Genomic DNA, 16,934 nt, shown 5'->3' with positions numbered 1-16,934 from the left:
TCAGATAGGGTGCTGCGAAGCTCCATTCTTCGTCGGACACATCGGTCGGATACCCTTTGCGATCTGCTCTTTTCATCCCGCCAGGATACTAGGTCTCCCGCAAAGTGCCTAACACGCTCTAAAAGATTATTCTTTGTTTGCCGCACTGTACGAGCGCCGCCGGGCGCCCCGAAAGGGCATATTCTTCGGGACGCTAATTAAGGATTTCAAAATACCGGGTGACCATTGATCAGGCTAGGCAACCACGTGGAAAACATCGGTACATAAGTGACGATGTTGATCGCGCTGAAGATAGCCAGGTAATACGGCCACGCCACCTTGGTAGTTTCACCAATCGACACATTGCCAATCGCGCAACCAATAAACTGCACCGAGCCGATCGGCGGGTGCACCAGGCCCAATGCGCAGTTCAGCAGGATCATGATCCCGAACTGCACCGGGCCGACGCCGGCGTGCATCGCCATCGGCAGGAACAGCGGCGTGGTGATCAGGATGTGCGCCGCCATATCGACGAACGTGCCGAGGAAAATCTGGATCAGGTTGATGTACAGCAGCATCAGCCAAGGCAGGCTGGTCGCGCCGTCGAGCATGTGTTCGATCGCGTCCGGAATCTCCAGATACGCCATCTGGTAGCGCAGCATGTTCGACACGCCGATCAGCAGCAGCACCACGCCGGTCGTCTTGGCGGCTTTGGAAAGCGCGTGAAACAGCTTCTTCATCGTCATCGAGCGATACACGACGATCGTCAGCACCAGCGAATAAAACACGGCGATTGCAGCGGCTTCTGTCGCGGTCGCAATGCCCTTTGCCACGCAGACCAGAATGATCGCAATCACCATCAAGCCGGGCAATGCGCCAAGGAATGTGCGGGCCACGGCGAACCAGCCGGGGAATCGCTGCAGTTCCGTCGAGCCGTCGGCACGGCGCGGATAACCGTATTTGACCGCTTGCCAGTAGGCGGCGACCAGCACGAAACCCATCACCCACAGCACCGGCAGCAGACCGGAAAACAACAGATCGCCGATCGACACGCCGCTCATCGGGTGTCCATTCAACGTGCCGGTGATACCCTGCGCCGCGAATGCGTAGATGATCATGTTGGTCGACGTCGGCATCAACGCGCCCGCCAGCGACGAGTGCGTCGTCACGTTGACCGCATAAGCCGCGCTGTACCCTTCACGCTTCATCAACGGAATGACCACGCCGCCCATCGCCGACGTATCCGCCGAGGGCGAACCGGAGACCCCGCCGAACAGCGTGCAGGCCACTACGTTGGCCATGCCGAGACCGCCGCGGAAATGCCCGACCGTGGCTTGCGCGAAACGCAGGATGCGGTCCGCAATGCCGCCGTGCAGCATCAGCTCACCGGACAGGATGAAGAACGGGACCGCGAGAAACGAAAAGCCGTTGATCCCCGAGATCATCGACTGCATGGCGGTGGCCGCCGGCAAACCCTCATACAGATAGGTCAGGACGCACGAAAGCCCTAGCCCGAATGAAACAGGAACGCCGAGAAGAAGAAAGACAAGGAAACTGACGGAGAGGATGGCGAGTTCCATGATTGCTCTATTTTTGTTTCTGTGCAAAAAGCGCGAGCAGGTTCTCTAGCGAGAACATTGCAATGCAGACGCTGGCAAAAACCGGGATGCAATAACGCAAAGATTCAGGCAAGCCAATAATGGGAATCCGGTCCTCCATGGTGGCCTCCACCATCTGCAGACAGCCGAAGAAAACCGCTACCGCGAACGTGATCAGGCAAATGTGCTGAAAGGCCGTCGCGACGAGTTGACCCTTCGGCGGCAATTTCTTGACGAGCGAGTCGAGCCCGATATGGCCGCCTTCGCGCACTTTGAGCGCGGCGCCGAACATGGCGATCACGATCACCAGCAGAAGCGCGATGGGCTCGACGAAATCCGGTGCATCGCTGAATACGTAGCGCATCACGACGCTGTAGATCACCAGCAGGCTCAGCACGGCGAGACTCACCGACGCTACGACAACCAGCACGCGGAACAGAAAATCATTTGGGCGCTTTATGAAACTCATTGACCCCATCCTTGCATACGACCGACCTGTCTTTATTAGTCAGCAATCCTGTTCGACTCTTCAGTTCAGGAAGCGCGCAGCGGCAGCGCTCACGACTCTTCTCGCGAGCCCTTCGCGCCGCTGCGTTGCTTCCTTTCAGGCGAACCTTATTTGACTGCCTGGATTTCGTCGACGATCTGCTTCATTTGCGGGGTCTTTTCGTACTTCGCCCAGACCGGCTGCATGACCTTGACGAACGCTGCGCGATCGATCTGCGACGCGCCGACGATGGTCGCGCCGCCCTTCGTGACAGTCTTGCTCGCGTCGGCTTCGCGCGCGGTCCACAGCTTCTGGTAGTAAGGCACCGAGTCGGCGGCAGCCTTCTTGATGATTTCCTGTTCCTGCGGGGACAGCGTGTCCCACACCTTCTTCGAGAACACCAGCACTTCCGGCGTCATCGAATGCTGGGTTTCGGAGTAGACCGGCGCGACTTCGAAGTGCTTGGTTTCTTCGTACGACGGCAGGTTGTTTTCAGCGGCATCCACCAGACCCGTCTTCAGGCCCGTGTAGACCTCGGCGAACGGCATCGGCGTGGGCGTGCCGCCCATTGCGCGGATTTCGTCGACCATCAGGTCGGACGGCTGCACGCGAACCTTCAGGCCCTTCATGTCAGCCGGCGTATGAATCGGCCTCTTCGTGTAGATCGAACGCGCGCCGCTCTCGTAGAACGTCAGCGCGATCATGCCCTTCGCCTTGAAAGCGTCGAGAATCTTCTGGCCTTCCGGGCCGTACATCACTTTGCGGAAATGGTCGATGTCGCGAAACAGGAACGGCAGCGACGGGATCATCGATTCAGGAACGATTTCGTTGAACGCCGCGCCGTTGGCGCGCGCCATGTCCAATGCGCCGATGCGCACCTGATCGATCGTGTCGTTCTCGGAACCCAGCGCGCTATTGCCGAAGACCTTCACCGTGTCCTTGCCGTCGGTTGCCTTCTTGATCTGCTCTCCCATGTATTTCACCGCCATGTTGGTCGGATAGGTGTCGCCATGCACGTCCGACACGCGGAACACACGCGCTTGTGCCGACACGGTGCTGAAGGCCAGCGCCGAAGCCGCGACGATCATCGAAACACGGGAAAAGGCAAACTTCTTGTTCATCGTGAAATTCCTTGAAAAATTGACCATCCAATCGATTGCGGGGGCCGCCTGCGGAGGGCCGCTTACGGGTGACCGCCTTCGGATGCGACATGGTTTTGCTGCGTCTCCCGGCTCGGCACCCGCCACCGCTGGTGGTCACGCGCGCTTTGCCGTGCTGGTCTGTGCAACTTCCCCGGCGCAGATACTCAGCACTCCTGTCAGACAACTCGACTCTTTTACTTTTGCTTCAACTGCTCGGCTTGCGCCTCACGCGCGAGTCATCGCGCACGAGACGTTGTCCGCCTCATACCGAATAACCTGAAATTCACAGAAAGGAATTTGTTTGGGCTTATATGTTGTACGACGACATATGAAGTCTATAAAAGGCGGTTTGAGTTGTACAGACGGTATTTACCCGCACCGCAGAGACGTCGGCAGGGATGACCGATCGATCGCATGCTGAGGCTAAGCGCCAGCTGGCGCGGCCTTACCGATGCGGAGACCAGCGTCGCCAAAAGCTATTTTCCGCGGCCGCACCGCGGGGCGACCGTCGCCTTTCCACCACAATGTTGTACGACGAGTGACGAATTGGATAGCCAAAACAAAGGCGCCGGACATGTCGACATGTCCGGCGCCTTGCTCCAGCACGCTCCGATTACAACTGACCCGCGAACTCCGGTTCTGGCAACCCGGTTACGCCAGCCCGCACGGCGAACAGATGGCCGTCGTGCTCGCTCGCATTCGCGGGACGGATCGACGTCACGAACAGCGTATCCAGATCGCGCCCACCGAAGGCGCACATGGCCGGCTTGGTGGCAGGCACGGCAATCTGCCGGTCGAGTTTTCCTTGAGGCGTAAAGCGCAGCAACAGGCCGGCGTCGTTCGCGCAAATCCAGTAGCAGCCGTCGGCATCCACCGCGGCGCCGTCAGGACGGCCCGCATGATGATTCAGATCGGCGAACACGCTACGGTTGCGCGGCTCGCCGGTTTCGATGTCAAAGTCGAATGCCCAGATCTGCCGGCGCAAAGGATGCGAGTCCGACAGGTACATGGTCGTACCGTCCGGCGACCACGCGAGGCCGTTCTGCGTGATGAGCGCGTCGACGACCGGCGCGGACAGCACACCGCGCTCGTCGAATCGATAGAGCGCGCCGGCCGGCGTGGCCGCTGCCATGTCCTGCACCATCGTGCCGGACCAGAAGCGTCCCTGGCGGTCGCAACGGCCGTCGTTGAAACGCATGTCGTCGCATGGGAAGTCCGGCGCGGCGAGCTTGCGCCCTGTCACCTGCACGGGTTCGCCGTCAGCCGAACCCTCAGTGAGCGCGACGGCGAAAAGCCCGGTCTCGCAACCGGCCAGCACCGTACCGCGCCGATTGAACGCAATGCACGCCACTTTCTCCGGCAACCGCCATTCGGAGCGCTTACCCGAATCGACGTGTAGCCGCACGATCTTTTGCGCCGGAATGTCCACCCAGTAGAGCGCCTGTTCCGCCACACGCCACACCGGGCTTTCGCCGACGGAGGCCGGTGCCTGTCCCGCTGCCTCCACCCGCTCCACTCGCGGGTTCGCCGCGGCGCTCACCGCTTCGGCTCCATCGGGCCGGCCAGCACGAATGGGCCGCCTTGAAAACGCTGCGTCGGATCGTCGAGGTTGGTCGTGGGTGCGGCGACCGGAAAGAGATGCTCGAATTCGATCGAACTGTCCTGCGGACGAAAGCCCAGGAACGCCGCTTTGGTGTTATCCACCCACTTGGTCCGGTTATCGGAGACGCCGTAGACGATCGCGTGGCCCACGCGGTTGGTGAACAGCGAGCAGCGCACCAACTCGATGAAGTCGCGATAGCTCAGATACGTGACGAGCATGCGCGGATTCTTCGGCTGCTCGAACGACGAGCCGATCCGCAGGCACACCGTCTCGAGACCAAAACGATCGAAGTAGTATCGCGACAACGATTCGCCGAAGCACTTCGTCACGCCGTACAGACTATCGGGACGCAACGGCGCGTCGACATCGACCACCTCCGTTACCGGATGAAAGCCCACCGCATGATTCGAGCTCGCATACACGATGCGCTTCACGCCCTGCTTCTGCGCAGCCGAATAGAGGTTGTACAGGCCGCGAATATTCGCTTCGAGCAGATCTTCAAACGGCGCCTCGACGGAAATGCCGCCGAGGTGAATCACCGCGTCCACGCCTTCGAGCAGCGCGTGAACGGCGGCTTCGTCCGCGAGATCGACGCTCGCGGCTTCTTCGTGCGCCGCCACGTCGCCGAGCGGCGCGATATCCGAGACGCGCACGATATCAGCCCACGCGGCGAGCGCGCCACGCAATTGCTTGCCCAGGTTGCCCGCCGCGCCAGTCAGCAGCAGACGGCGGAAGGGTTTCTGTGCGGCGCCGCGATCGAGGTTCGAGTCAGTCATGTTTCTATTGTGGTGTGAGTGCGATCAGGTCTGCATGATGCATACAGACCTGGTGTGTCGAGCGAGCCGATCAGGTCACCGGCGCCGGATTGAACAGCACCAGCGCATTGTGGAGCTTGAGTTTTTCCGCGCACGTTTGCTTGCGTCCGCTGGCGATGTCGAGCATCAGGCGGAACAATTCCCAGCCCACCTCTTCGATGCTCGCCGCGCCGGTCGCGATGGTGCCGGCGTTGACATCCATCAGGTCATGCCAGCGGCGCGCGAGGTCCGAGCGCGTTGCGACCTTGATGACCGGCACCTCGGCGAGGCTATAGGGCGTGCCGCGTCCGGTGGTGAATACGTGCAGGTTGATACCGGCCGCCACCTGCAACGTCCCGCAGATGAAATCGCTCGCCGGCGTAGCCGCGTAGATCAGGCCTTTCTGCTTGACCTTTTCGCCCGGCGACAACACGCCGGAAATGGCCGAATTGCCGGACTTGATGATCGAGCCCATCGCCTTTTCGACGATGTTTGACAAGCCACCCTTCTTGTTGCCCGGCGTGGTGTTGGCGCTGCGGTCCGCGCCGCCGCGCTTCAGATAATCGTCGTACCACTGCATCTCGCGGATGATCGCCGCGGCGACCTCCGCGTTCGCCGCGCGCGCCGTCAACTGATCGACGCCGTCGCGCACTTCGGTGACTTCGGAGAACATGACCGTCGCGCCGGCACGCACCAGCAGGTCGGTCGCGAAGCCCACCGCGGGATTCGCGGTCAGTCCGGAAAACGCGTCGCTGCCGCCGCATTGCACGCCAACCACCAGATCGGACGCCGGGCAAGTTTCGCGACGGCGATTGTTGAGCCGCTTCAGATGACCCTCGGCCATTCTCATGATCGACTCGATCATCGACTGGAAGCCGACGTGCGCGTCGTCCTGAAGCACCACGACGTCGCCGTTCAGATCAACCTCGATATCGCCGATATCCGCGACTTCCGCGACGTTCGCGGCCGCGGCGATCGGAATCGTGCCGGGCGGCATCAGGCGTTCGGGCTGCAGCTTCTCGCAGCCGAGGCTGACCATCATCACCTCGCCGCCGAAATTCGGATTCAGGCTGATATTGCGCACGGTGCGGATCGGCACCATCGCGTCGGGCGCGTCGATGGCGACACCGCAGCCATAGGTGTGGCCGAGGCTCACCACGTCGTCGACATTCGGGTACTTCGGCAGCAACTCGGCCTTGATGCGGGTGACCGCATGCTCGACCACGTCGGCCACGCATTGGACCGTGGTCGTAATGGCGAGAATGTTGCGCGAGCCGACCGAGCCGTCCGCGTTGCGGTAGCCCTCGAAGGTGTAGCCCTCGAGCTGCGGCATTTCCGGCGCCTTGATCGTGGCGATCGGCAGATCCTCGAGTCCCGGCGGGCTCGGCATGCGGATCACATGTTCGTTGATCCAGCTGCCTTTCGGCAACGCCTTGAGCGCATAGCCGATCACCACGTTATAGCGGATGACTTCGTCGCCCTCGGCCAGATCGGCCAGCGCGACCTTGTGCCCTTGCGGCACGCGCTCGCGCAATGCCAGACCATCGGGAAATACCGCGCCCTCACCCAGACCGCCGTCGTTGACGACGATCGCGACGTTGTCATTGGGGTGAACGCGAATGTAGAGCGGAGATTGTTCCATTGCATCGATCCTTATAGCGCTGCACACCTGTCGCGCCGACTATTCATACGTCATCCTACAACATGAAAGATTGCGCAGACGTTCCGTATTTACCCTAGGACAAGCATTATGCTGCGAAATGACCGTTGAGTTACCGAAATTCTTGTTGTACGATGACGTATAAGAAATCTCCATTTCTACTGATCGAACCCTCCGCGGAACCATCCGCGAACTATTCCGACGCTCTGGATACTCATCATGACGACACCGCAGGAACTCAAGCAGATCGTTTCCGAAGGCCTCCTGTCCTTCCCCGTTACCGACTTCGACGAACGGGGTGATTTCCGCGCCGACACGTATGCCGAGCGCCTGGAATGGCTCGCTCCTTACGGCGCGTCGGCACTGTTCGTGGCCGGCGGCACGGGCGAATTCTTCTCGCTCACACACAACGACTATTCGAACGTGGTGCGCACCGCCACCGAAGTCTGCAAGGGCAAGGTGCCGATTCTCGCCGGCGCGGGCGGCCCGACGCGTGTTGCGATCGCCTACGCCCAGGAAGCCGAACGTCATGGCGCGAACGGCATTCTGCTGATGCCTCATTACCTGACGGAAGCCTGCCAGGAAGGCATCGCCGCGCATGCGGAAGAAGTCTGCAAGTCCGTGCCGAACATGGGCGTGATCATCTATAACCGCGCGAACTCCAAGCTTAACGCCGATATGCTCGAAGGGCTGGCCGAGCGCTGCCCGAACCTGATCGGCTTCAAGGACGGCGTGGGCGAGATCGAGAACATGGTGTCGATCCGCCGCCGCCTTGGCGACCGCTTCTCGTATCTCGGCGGCCTGCCGACCGCGGAAGTCTATGCCGCCGCGTACAAGGCGCTTGGCGTGCCGGTGTATTCGTCGGCGGTGTTCAACTTCATTCCGAAGACCGCGATGGACTTCTACCGTGCGATCGCCGCCGACGATCACGCGACCGTCGGCAAACTGATCGACGAGTTCTTCCTGCCGTACCTGGCCATTCGCAACCGCCGCGCAGGCTACGCGGTCAGCATCGTCAAGGCGGGCGCGAAGCTGGTCGGCCACAGCGCCGGTCCGGTCCGCGCGCCGCTGACCGATCTGACGGAAGAAGAAATGGCCAGGCTGGACGCGCTCATCAAGACGCTCGGCCCGCAGTAATCCGGCCGGCGTATCAGACGCAAACAACACCCGGCGGCCGTGCGAACGATCGCCGCACGCACGGCACCGCAAAGAGCGCCCGGGACGGCAACGTCGCCGGGCGTTTTTGTACCGCACGCCAGTATCGACGAGGCCCGCGGCTCGTTGCGCCGCGACGCCCGGGAGCCTGCTCCCAAGCATAAGAACTTCAGGAGATGTCCATGGAAATGAGCCGCACGGCGAGTGCCGCCCACATCGCGAAGCGCACTCGAGTTCGCTACGCGATCCTGCTGCTGATCTTTCTGATCACGACCTTCAACTACGCGGACCGCGCCACGCTCTCGGTCACCGGCTCGGCCATGCGCGCCGAGTTCGGCTTCGACGCGATCCGCATGGGTTACATCTTCTCCGCGTTCAGTTGGGCTTACGTGCTGTCGCAACTGCCGGCCGGTTGGCTGCTGGATCGCTTCGGCGCGCGGCGCGTCTACGCCGCGAGCATTTTCTTCTGGTCGCTCTTCACACTGCTGCAAAGCTCCATCGGTTTGCTGGGCAGCGCAGCGGCGGCCGTCACCGCGCTGTTCGTGCTGCGCTTCGCGATGGGCGCGGCCGAATCGCCGGCTTTTCCGGCCAATGCCAAGGTGGTGGCGAGCTGGTTCCCGACCAACGAACGCGGCACGGCGTCGGCCATTTTCAATTCGGCGCAATACTTCGCGGCGGTCGTGTTCACGCCGCTGATGGCGTGGCTCACCCACGCGTTCGGCTGGCACATGGTGTATGTCGTGATGGGCGTGACGGGACTTCTTCTCGCGCTTACCTGGTTGAAGGTGATGAAGAACCCCGCCGATCATCCGCGTGTGTCGCGCGCCGAACTGGAGTACATCGAACAGGGCGGCGGCGTGATCAACGGGCAGAAGAAAGCCCGCGCCGCCGACAACATCGAAAATACCGGGGGCTGGCATCTGGTTCGCCAACTGCTGGGCAATCGCATGCTGCTCGGCGTCTATCTCGCGCAGTACTGCATCAACGTGCTGACCTACTTCTTCCTCACCTGGTTTCCGATCTACCTCGTGCAGGCGCGCGGCATGACGATCCTGCAAGCGGGCCTCGTGGCTTCGCTGCCCGCGATCTGCGGATTCTCCGGCGGCGTGCTCGGCGGAATCCTGTCCGACGGGCTGATCCGGCGCGGCCATTCGCTCACGATCGCGCGCAAGGTGCCGATCGTCGGCGGCATGCTGCTGTCGGTGTGCATCATCGGCTGCAACTATGTGACGACCGATTGGGTCGTCGTCGCCCTCATGTCGCTTGCGTTCTTCGGCAAAGGCATCGGCGCGCTCGGCTGGGCCGTGGTCGCCGACACGTCGCCGAAGGAAGCGCTCGGCCTGTCCGGCGCGATCTTCAATATGTTCGGCAACGTGGCCGGCATCGTCACGCCGATCGTGATCGGCTATCTCGTGGCGAAGACCGGGTCGTTCAACGGCGCGCTGGTGTTCGTCGGCATCAACGCCCTGCTCACGGTGTTCAGCTATCTCGTGATCGTGAAAGACATCAAACGGGTCGAGTTGCGCCCGCGCTAAAGATGCGGCGCTTATCGGTGCGGTTAGCGGTGGGGTTGTCGTCGCAGTTATCGTACTTCCCTGCGGCGCTGAAACAGACGCCGCCGCAGCGCGAGACGCGCCGGACAGCACGCCGATGCCACGCCGAGCGCCGCCACGCAAAATGATTCGGCCTCTATATAATCAGTCGTCAGACGACGGTATAATGAAACGCATGAAGTGTTCGCAACTATCTGATTCAAGGGGCGTTTTCGATGGCTACACCACTGGCATCCGCAGCACCGCCACGACGCGCTCGTAATCTTGCCGAGTTCGTCGTCAGCTACGTCACCGAGCAGATTGCCTCCAACGCCCTGAAACCCGGTGACAAGCTGCCGACCGAGTCACAGCTCATGGTCACGCTGAGCGTGAGCCGCACCGTCATTCGTGAAGCGATTTCGCGCTTGCAGGCAGGCAAGATCATCGAGACGCGGCATGGCATCGGCAGTTTCGTGCTGGAGCCGCAGCGCGAAAAATTGGGCATCGACATGGTGCCCGCCACCACCTTGCGCGACGTGTTGTCGATCCTGGAACTGCGCATCAGCCTCGAAACGGAATGCGCGGGGCTCGCCGCCCAGCGCGCCAAGCCGGATGACCTCGCGCGCATGCGCACCGCGCTCGACGCGATCGAAGCCACGCGCCACAACGGGCTGGATAGCGTCGACGCCGATCTGCAATTTCATATTTCGGTGGCGCGCGCGACCGGCAACCGTTATTTCGTCGACATCCTCACGCAAATGGGCAGCGCGCTGATTCCGCGTAACCGGCTCGATTCGGCGGGCATTGCGCGCGCAGAACCGGACGCGTATCTGTCGCTCGTGAACCTGGAACACGAAAGCATTCTCGAAGCAATCACGCGACATGACGCGGAAGGTGCGCGCGCGGCCATGCGCATGCATCTGTCCAACAGCCGCGAGCGCTTGCGGCGTGCGAACGAAGGCGCCGAGGCGAATAGCTGATCCGCTTCGTCGCCGCGAAGTCATGGCGCAGACAGTCGCCGTGAACGCAAAGAGAAATGGCCGGGGATCGAACTGACCCCGGCCATTTTTCATTTCACGCGATCACTGATCGCGGCTCACCCGGCACTCAGCTGCGCGCGATCTCGCCATCGCGGCGGCGCCACAGGTTCAGCGGGTTGCTGTCGGTCAGCGCCTCGGGCAACAGATCGGACGGGAAATCCTGGTAGCACACCGGGCGCAGGAAGCGCTCGATCGAGGTCGTGCCGACCGAAGTCGCTCGGCTATCGGACGTGGCCGGGAACGGGCCGCCGTGCACCATCGCGTGCGACACCTCGACGCCCGTCGGGAACCCGTTGACCAGAATCCGGCCGGCCTTGCGCTCGAGAATCGGCACCAGCTTCCTTGCCGCCGGAAGGTCGGCGCTATCCATCTGCACCGTGGCGGTCAACTGACCGGCAAAATGCTCGGCGACCGCCAGCAACTCCTGCTCGTCCTTGCAACGCACGATGGTCGAGGCCGGGCCGAACACTTCGTCTTCCAGCGCCGGCGTGGCGAGGAACGTCTGTGCATCGGTTACGAACAACGCCGCGCGAGCCTGCGTCGGGCCGCTTGCTTCCACGCCGTGCGCCACGGCTTCCACGCCTTTGATCGCAGCCAGCTTGCCTTCGCCCTCTTCATAAGCAGCGTGGATGCCGGACGTCAGCATGGTTTGCGCGGGTTTGCCGCTCAGTGCGTCGGACGCGGTTGCGACAAAGCCCTTGAGCGCGTCGCTGTCCACGGCAATTGCGAGACCCGGATTGGTACAGAACTGACCGGCGCCGAGCACCAGCGAATCGACGAAGCCGCGCGCGATGCTCTCGCCGCGCTGAGCCAGCGCGTTCGGCAAAAGGAACACCGGATTGATGCTGCTCATTTCCGCGTAGACCGGAATCGGTTCGGCACGCGCCGCCGCCACGCGCATCAGCGAGGTGCCGCCCGCGCGCGAACCAGTGAAACCGACCGCCTTGATCGCCGGATGCGCGACCAACGCTTCGCCAACGGAATTCCCCGCGCCGACGATCAGCGAGAACACGCCTTCAGGCAAATCCATCTCTTGCGCGACACGCTGGATCACACGGCCGACCATCTCCGAGGTGCCAAGGTGAGCGCGGTGCGCCTTCACCACTACCGGACAACCGGCAGCGAGCGCCGCCGCCGTGTCGCCGCCGGCCACCGAAAACGCGAGCGGGAAATTGCTGGCGCCGAACACCGCGACCGGGCCGAGCGGGATCTTTTGCATACGCAGGTCGGAACGCGGCAACGGCTTGCGCTCCGGCAGCGGCGAATCGAGCGTGGCGGCGAGCCACTGACCGGCGCGCACGACTTGCGCAAACAGTTTGAGCTGCCCCGTGGTGCGGCCGCGTTCGCCTTCGAGACGCGCCTTGGGCAAGCCCGACTCCTGTTGCGCGCGCTCGATCAGCGCATCGCCCAATGCCGTGATGCCGTCGGCGATGCGTTCGAGAAATTCGGCGCGCACCGTGAGCGGCAACTGGCGGTACGGATCGAAGGCCTGCCGCGCGAGTTCACAGGCCTCGCCGACGTGGGCAACCGAGCCGCTGCCGAAAACCGGCTCCGCGATGTCCGATCCCGTGGCAGGATTGAACGCATGCAATGGTTTTTCCTCGCCGCGCACCGTTTTGCGGCCTATCAGCATTTCGCCGGTAATAGACATTTCGCTTTCCTTGGATAAAGACCTAAGATATAGGTCATCCTACAACATTGCGGGGTACACGCGCAACCGGAAACGCTTACCCCGCAAGGAATTCGGGTTTACGTGGCCGTTACAACCGGCGAGGTCGGTGCTAATCTGAAACCTAGACATACGACGACCTATAACTATCGTTTTGCCGTCGTCGCAGCTTGCCCGATCCATCGTCGTTCGAGGAAATCCGCCCATGCCTGCCGTCACGCCCTACCAGCCCTTACCCAATAGTTTTCGCCGCGCGGTGCGCGGCGGCGAAACCCTGATCGGCTGCTGGGCGTCGCTCGCCAGTCCGATCGTGACCGAACTGCTCGGCGTGATCGGCTTCGACTGGATGCTGCTGGATGCCGAACACGCGCCGAACGACGTGCTGACGCTGATCCCCCAACTGATGGCGCTCAAGGACAGCGCGAGCGCGCCGGTCGTCCGGCCGCCGGCCAACGACAGCGTGTTCATCAAGCGTCTGCTCGATAGCGGCTTCTCGAATTTCCTGGTGCCGTTCGTCGACAGTGCCGAAGACGCGGCTCGCGCCGTCGCCGCCACGCGCTACCCGCCGCAGGGTATTCGCGGCGTTTCGGTGAGCCAGCGCGGCAATCGCTACGCGACCGTGGCCGATTACTTCGACATTGCCAATGACAACGTCTGCGTCATCGTGCAGATCGAAAGCCGCAAGGCGGTCGAAGCGATCGACGACATTCTCGCCGTGGACGGCGTGGACGCCGTGTTCGTCGGGCCATCCGACCTCGCGGCCGCCTACGGCCATATCGGCAACCCGAGTCACCCCGACGTGCAGCAGGCCATCGCGCACGTGTTCGAACGCGCACACGCCGCGGGCAAGCCGAGCGGCATCCTCGCCCCGGTCCAGGCCGACGCGGAGCGCTACATCGCGATGGGCTGCCGCGTCGTCGCGGTGTGCGCGGACATGGGGCTGCTGAAAGGCGCCGCGCAGACGGTTCAAAAACACTTCATGCAGAAACAGGCGGGCCAGCAGTAAGCCGGCCGCCGCGACATCTCCGGAGCATTCCATGCAAAAAGCAGGCTTTATCGGACTCGGCATCATGGGCAAGCCCATGGCCGCCAACCTTCTCAAGAACGGCGTCGCGCTGGCCGCGTTCACGCGCAGCGGCGTGCCCGACGATCTCATCCAGGCGGGCGCCGTCGCGTGCGACAGTCCGGCCGCCGTCGCCGCGCATGCCGACGTGATTTTCATCATGGTGCCGGATACGCCCGATGTGGAACGCGTACTGTTCGGCGAACAGGGGCTCGCCGGCGCGCTGCGCGCGGGGCAAACCGTCGTCGACATGAGCTCCATTTCGCCGATGGCCACGCGCGAGTTCGCGGCGCGCGTGCGCGAGCACGGGGCCGACTATATGGATGCTCCGGTGTCCGGCGGCGAAGTCGGCGCCAAGGCCGGTTCGCTGACCATCATGGTGGGCGGCGAATCGGCGACCTTCGAGAGCGTCAAGCCGCTCTTCGACATGATGGGCAAGAACGTTACCCTGATCGGCGGCGTCGGCGCGGGTCAGGTGTGCAAGGTGGCCAACCAGGTGATCGTTGCCGCGACGATCGAGGCAGTCGGCGAAGCACTGCTGCTCGCGTCCAAAGCCGGCGTCGATCCGGCGCGCGTGCGTGAAGCGCTGATGGGCGGTTTCGCGTCCTCGCGCATTCTCGAAGTGCACGGCGAACGCATGACCAAGCGCACCTTCGACCCGGGCTTTCGCATCGAACTGCACCAGAAGGATCTGAACCTCGCGCTCTCGACCGCGCAATCGCTCGGCGTATCGCTACCGAATACTGCTACCTGCCAGGCTCTGTTCAATGCCTGCGTCGCGCATGGCGGCAAGGCATGGGATCACTCGGCGATGGTGCGCGCGCTCGAAATCCTCGCCAATCACGAGATCGGGCAAAAACCGGCGTAAACCGCACTTCTGTCTTTCAGGCGCCGCTGCGCTTGCCTTATGCAAATAGGCAAGACGCAGCGGCGCATGCGTGCGTTCGCTTTCTGTTTCGCTACGCGTCAGCAAAGCTGCGCCATTTCGCACCGAGAAAATTTTCTTACGAATATTAAGGATACCTTACGTTAACACAACGCCTTCGACAAGTCGTATCCCCCCGAATAGCAACGACTTTTAACAACGCCCGCAAAGGGCAAGGAGACAACCGTGGCAATCATCGATAAAAACAGCGGCAAGCGTGCGATATCAGGAACGCCCGGCCAGACCGAACCGAATTCGCCCGCTCGCCGTGCCTTTATCGTGCTGGCGGGAACGTCCGCGGGCGCGACCCTGCTCGGCGGCCTATCCGCTTGCGGCGGCTCGGTCAACGGCGGCACGACCACGCCGCCTGTCGTACAGGATCCGATCTGGGGCACATCGGGCGCCGCGACGCAGATCATCGCGTCCTTGCAGGGCATTACCCAGTCGATGTTCCCGGCACGCGACTTCGTCGTCACGCAATACGGCGCCGCGCCATGCGCCGTCGCCGCCGCGACCAATCCGTACACCGGCTCGGCGTCCGTCGCGAGTCCAGGTTCGAATCTCACCAACGCCGCTGCTTCGTTCGACTCCCGTCCTGCCTTTCTCGCCGCCATCCAGGCCTGCAACGCCGCCGGCGGCGGACGCGTGGTCGTGCCGGCCGGTACGTGGTATTGCGCCGGACCGATCGTCCTGCTCAGCAACGTGAACTTCCACCTCAGCGCGAATTGCACGATCTACTTCAGCCCGAACCCGGCGGACTACGCGAAGGACGGCCCGGTCGCCTGCGGCGCCAACGGCAACCTGTTCTATAGCCGCTGGCAGGCGAACGACTGCCTGAATTACGGCTCCCCCGTCTACGCGCGCAACCAGACCAACATTGCACTGACCGGCGAAGACGCGAGCTCGGTGCTCAACGGACAGGCCATGACGCCGTTCGCCGGCAGCGGCAACACCGCGACGTGCTGGTGGACCTTCAAGGGATCGAACGGTGCGTACGGGTGCGTGAATTCGTCGACACCGTCGCAGGCGTATCTCAATCCGAAGAACGTCGACCTGAAAACCGCCGCACCCGGCATTTCCGACGCGCTCTACGCGCAACTGACCAGCCCCACGACACCCTGGCAGGAGGACCAGAACTATCTGCCTGCCCTCTCGGAGGCAGGCGTGCCGATCGCGCAGCGCGTGTTTGGCGTCGGCCACTATCTGCGTCCGTGCATGGTCGAGTTCCTCGGCTGCACGAATGTGCTGATGGAGAACTACACCACCAACAACACACCGTTCTGGCAGCATCATCCGACCGATTGCAAGAACGTCGTGATTCGCGGCGTGACGACCAACAGCATTGGCCCGAATAACGACGGCTTCGACCCGGACGCGTGCAACAACGTGCTCTGCGACAGCGTGACGTTCAACACCGGCGACGACTGCATCGCGATCAAGTCGGGTAAGGATCTCGATACACAGTACGGTCCCGCGCAGAATCACGTGATCCAGAACTGCACGATGAATAGCGGCCACGGCGGCATCACGCTCGGCAGTGAAATGGGCGGCGGCGTGCAGAACATCTATGCGCGCAATCTGAAGATGCTGAACCAGAACTGGGCGACCAACCCGCTGAACATCGCGATTCGTATCAAGACGAACATGAATCGCGGCGGCTTCGTGAAGAACTTCTACGTCGATACGGTCACGCTGCCCAACGGCGTCAGCCTCAAGGGCGGCGGCTACGGCAGCGCGTTGCTGAGCGGCAGCCCGATCAATGCCACGGTGCCGCTCGGCGTCGTGACGGCGACTGCCGCCAATCCGTCGGCGGCACAGGGCGGGCTGATCACGTTCGACTGCGACTATCAACCGGCCAACGACGCGATTCGCATCCGTCCGGCAGTCGTGCAGAACGTTAACATTTCGAACGTGACGGCGAGCAACGTGACGGTGGGCGGCGTGACCGGCTCGTGCTTCCAGGCGATCGTCGCTCAAGGGCCTGTCGCGTTCGACTACAACGGCGCGGCGCCGACCCCGACCATTCCGCCGATCACCGGCGTGACGATCTCGAACTGCAATCTGGGCACGGCGGTCTCGGCCGGACCCGCTAGCGCGACGACGCCCGGGCCGATTTACGCGTACAACGTCAACGGCATTACGTTGAACAACGTGGTGATCGGCGCGACGACATACAACACGACGGTCGTCGATAAACGTTGAGCGGTAGAGGGTTGAACGGCTGGGCGAAGCGCGAGCGCCGCCCAGCCGCGAAGGTTGAAGAAACGCAGTGAGCACAAGCAAAAAT

The 16,934-nt window shown here is 62.5% G+C and carries 13 protein-coding genes; 6 read left to right on the top strand and 7 right to left on the bottom strand.

What is annotated here, in order from left to right:
• Positions 1-206 precede the first annotated feature (206 nt).
• From AC57B1_RS14545 to garD, 6 genes are all read right to left on the bottom strand, one after another.
• Entirely contained in the window at positions 207-1,559 is a 1,353-nt protein-coding gene (locus AC57B1_RS14545) for a TRAP transporter large permease (protein WP_408349466.1), read from the bottom strand.
• 7 nt (positions 1,560-1,566) lie between these two features.
• On the bottom strand, positions 1,567-2,046 hold the full coding sequence (locus AC57B1_RS14540) for a TRAP transporter small permease (RefSeq protein WP_091802057.1): 480 nt from the start codon (positions 2,044-2,046) through the stop codon (positions 1,567-1,569).
• Between the two features lie 146 nt (positions 2,047-2,192).
• Complete coding sequence (locus tag AC57B1_RS14535) at positions 2,193-3,185, bottom strand: TRAP transporter substrate-binding protein (protein WP_091802060.1); 993 nt, start codon at positions 3,183-3,185, stop codon at positions 2,193-2,195.
• Between the two features lie 634 nt (positions 3,186-3,819).
• Entirely contained in the window at positions 3,820-4,746 is a 927-nt protein-coding gene (locus AC57B1_RS14530; protein WP_496417841.1) for an SMP-30/gluconolactonase/LRE family protein, read from the bottom strand.
• The gene (locus tag AC57B1_RS14525; protein ID WP_408301386.1) at positions 4,743-5,585 is read right to left on the bottom strand and encodes an NAD-dependent epimerase/dehydratase family protein; all 843 of its coding nucleotides are present in this window, start codon (positions 5,583-5,585) and stop codon (positions 4,743-4,745) included. Before AC57B1_RS14525 ends, AC57B1_RS14530 begins: the two co-directional genes overlap by 4 nt.
• A gap of 70 nt (positions 5,586-5,655) precedes the next feature.
• Positions 5,656-7,245, bottom strand: coding sequence for a galactarate dehydratase (garD, locus tag AC57B1_RS14520; protein WP_496417840.1), 1,590 nt, complete (start codon positions 7,243-7,245; stop codon positions 5,656-5,658).
• A 237-nt stretch (positions 7,246-7,482) separates the two neighbouring features.
• Here garD and kdgD point away from each other — a divergent pair, with 237 nt between their 5' ends.
• The 3 genes from kdgD (at position 7,483) to AC57B1_RS14505 (ending at position 10,930) form a co-directional block, all read left to right on the top strand.
• Positions 7,483-8,400 (top strand): 5-dehydro-4-deoxyglucarate dehydratase, encoded by a 918-nt coding sequence (kdgD, locus tag AC57B1_RS14515; RefSeq protein ID WP_496417839.1) that lies wholly within the window; start codon positions 7,483-7,485, stop codon positions 8,398-8,400.
• Between the two features lie 200 nt (positions 8,401-8,600).
• The gene (locus AC57B1_RS14510) at positions 8,601-9,953 is read left to right on the top strand and encodes an MFS transporter (protein WP_408349457.1); all 1,353 of its coding nucleotides are present in this window, start codon (positions 8,601-8,603) and stop codon (positions 9,951-9,953) included.
• A 233-nt stretch (positions 9,954-10,186) separates the two neighbouring features.
• Positions 10,187-10,930, top strand: a complete 744-nt coding sequence (locus AC57B1_RS14505; protein WP_496417838.1) for a FadR/GntR family transcriptional regulator — start codon at positions 10,187-10,189, stop codon at positions 10,928-10,930.
• A gap of 127 nt (positions 10,931-11,057) precedes the next feature.
• Here the strand turns inward: AC57B1_RS14505 and AC57B1_RS14500 are convergent, their stop codons facing one another.
• Entirely contained in the window at positions 11,058-12,641 is a 1,584-nt protein-coding gene (locus AC57B1_RS14500) for an aldehyde dehydrogenase (NADP(+)) (protein ID WP_496417837.1), read from the bottom strand.
• A 223-nt stretch (positions 12,642-12,864) separates the two neighbouring features.
• On the opposite strand from AC57B1_RS14500, the gene garL reads away from it, so the two are divergent.
• The 3 genes from garL to AC57B1_RS14485 all read left to right on the top strand — a co-directional run bounded on the left by garL (position 12,865) and on the right by AC57B1_RS14485 (position 16,849).
• Positions 12,865-13,665: a 2-dehydro-3-deoxyglucarate aldolase gene (gene garL / locus AC57B1_RS14495; protein ID WP_408184920.1), complete on the top strand. Its 801-nt coding sequence runs from the start codon at positions 12,865-12,867 to the stop codon at positions 13,663-13,665.
• Positions 13,666-13,696: 31 nt separating this feature from the next.
• Entirely contained in the window at positions 13,697-14,590 is an 894-nt protein-coding gene (locus AC57B1_RS14490) for a 2-hydroxy-3-oxopropionate reductase (protein WP_408301394.1), read from the top strand.
• A 243-nt stretch (positions 14,591-14,833) separates the two neighbouring features.
• Positions 14,834-16,849, top strand: a complete 2,016-nt coding sequence (locus AC57B1_RS14485) for a glycoside hydrolase family 28 protein (RefSeq protein WP_496417836.1) — start codon at positions 14,834-14,836, stop codon at positions 16,847-16,849.
• The last annotated feature ends 85 nt before the right edge of the window (positions 16,850-16,934 follow it).

It is taken from the genome of Paraburkholderia sp. BGA-UO-ETr-F21 (genome assembly GCF_059567925.1).
Note: the sequence above shows the minus strand (reverse complement) of the source record. Positions and strands in the feature narration are given on the sequence as shown.

Bases quoted from the DNA above. Each gene is read 5' to 3' on its own strand.
- AC57B1_RS14505 (WP_496417838.1), top strand. From the start codon at position 10,187: ATGGCTACACCACTGGCATCCGCAGCACCGCCACGACGCGCTCGTAAT.
- garL (WP_408184920.1), top strand. From the start codon at position 12,865: ATGCCTGCCGTCACGCCCTACCAGCCCTTACCCAATAGTTTTCGCCGC.
- kdgD (WP_496417839.1), top strand. From the start codon at position 7,483: ATGACGACACCGCAGGAACTCAAGCAGATCGTTTCCGAAGGCCTCCTG.
- AC57B1_RS14540 (WP_091802057.1), bottom strand. From the start codon at position 2,046: ATGAGTTTCATAAAGCGCCCAAATGATTTTCTGTTCCGCGTGCTGGTT.
- AC57B1_RS14525 (WP_408301386.1), bottom strand. From the start codon at position 5,585: ATGACTGACTCGAACCTCGATCGCGGCGCCGCACAGAAACCCTTCCGC.
- AC57B1_RS14545 (WP_408349466.1), bottom strand. From the start codon at position 1,559: ATGGAACTCGCCATCCTCTCCGTCAGTTTCCTTGTCTTTCTTCTTCTC.
- AC57B1_RS14535 (WP_091802060.1), bottom strand. From the start codon at position 3,185: ATGAACAAGAAGTTTGCCTTTTCCCGTGTTTCGATGATCGTCGCGGCT.
- AC57B1_RS14490 (WP_408301394.1), top strand. From the start codon at position 13,697: ATGCAAAAAGCAGGCTTTATCGGACTCGGCATCATGGGCAAGCCCATG.
- AC57B1_RS14510 (WP_408349457.1), top strand. From the start codon at position 8,601: ATGGAAATGAGCCGCACGGCGAGTGCCGCCCACATCGCGAAGCGCACT.
- AC57B1_RS14500 (WP_496417837.1), bottom strand. From the start codon at position 12,641: ATGTCTATTACCGGCGAAATGCTGATAGGCCGCAAAACGGTGCGCGGC.
- garD (WP_496417840.1), bottom strand. From the start codon at position 7,245: ATGGAACAATCTCCGCTCTACATTCGCGTTCACCCCAATGACAACGTC.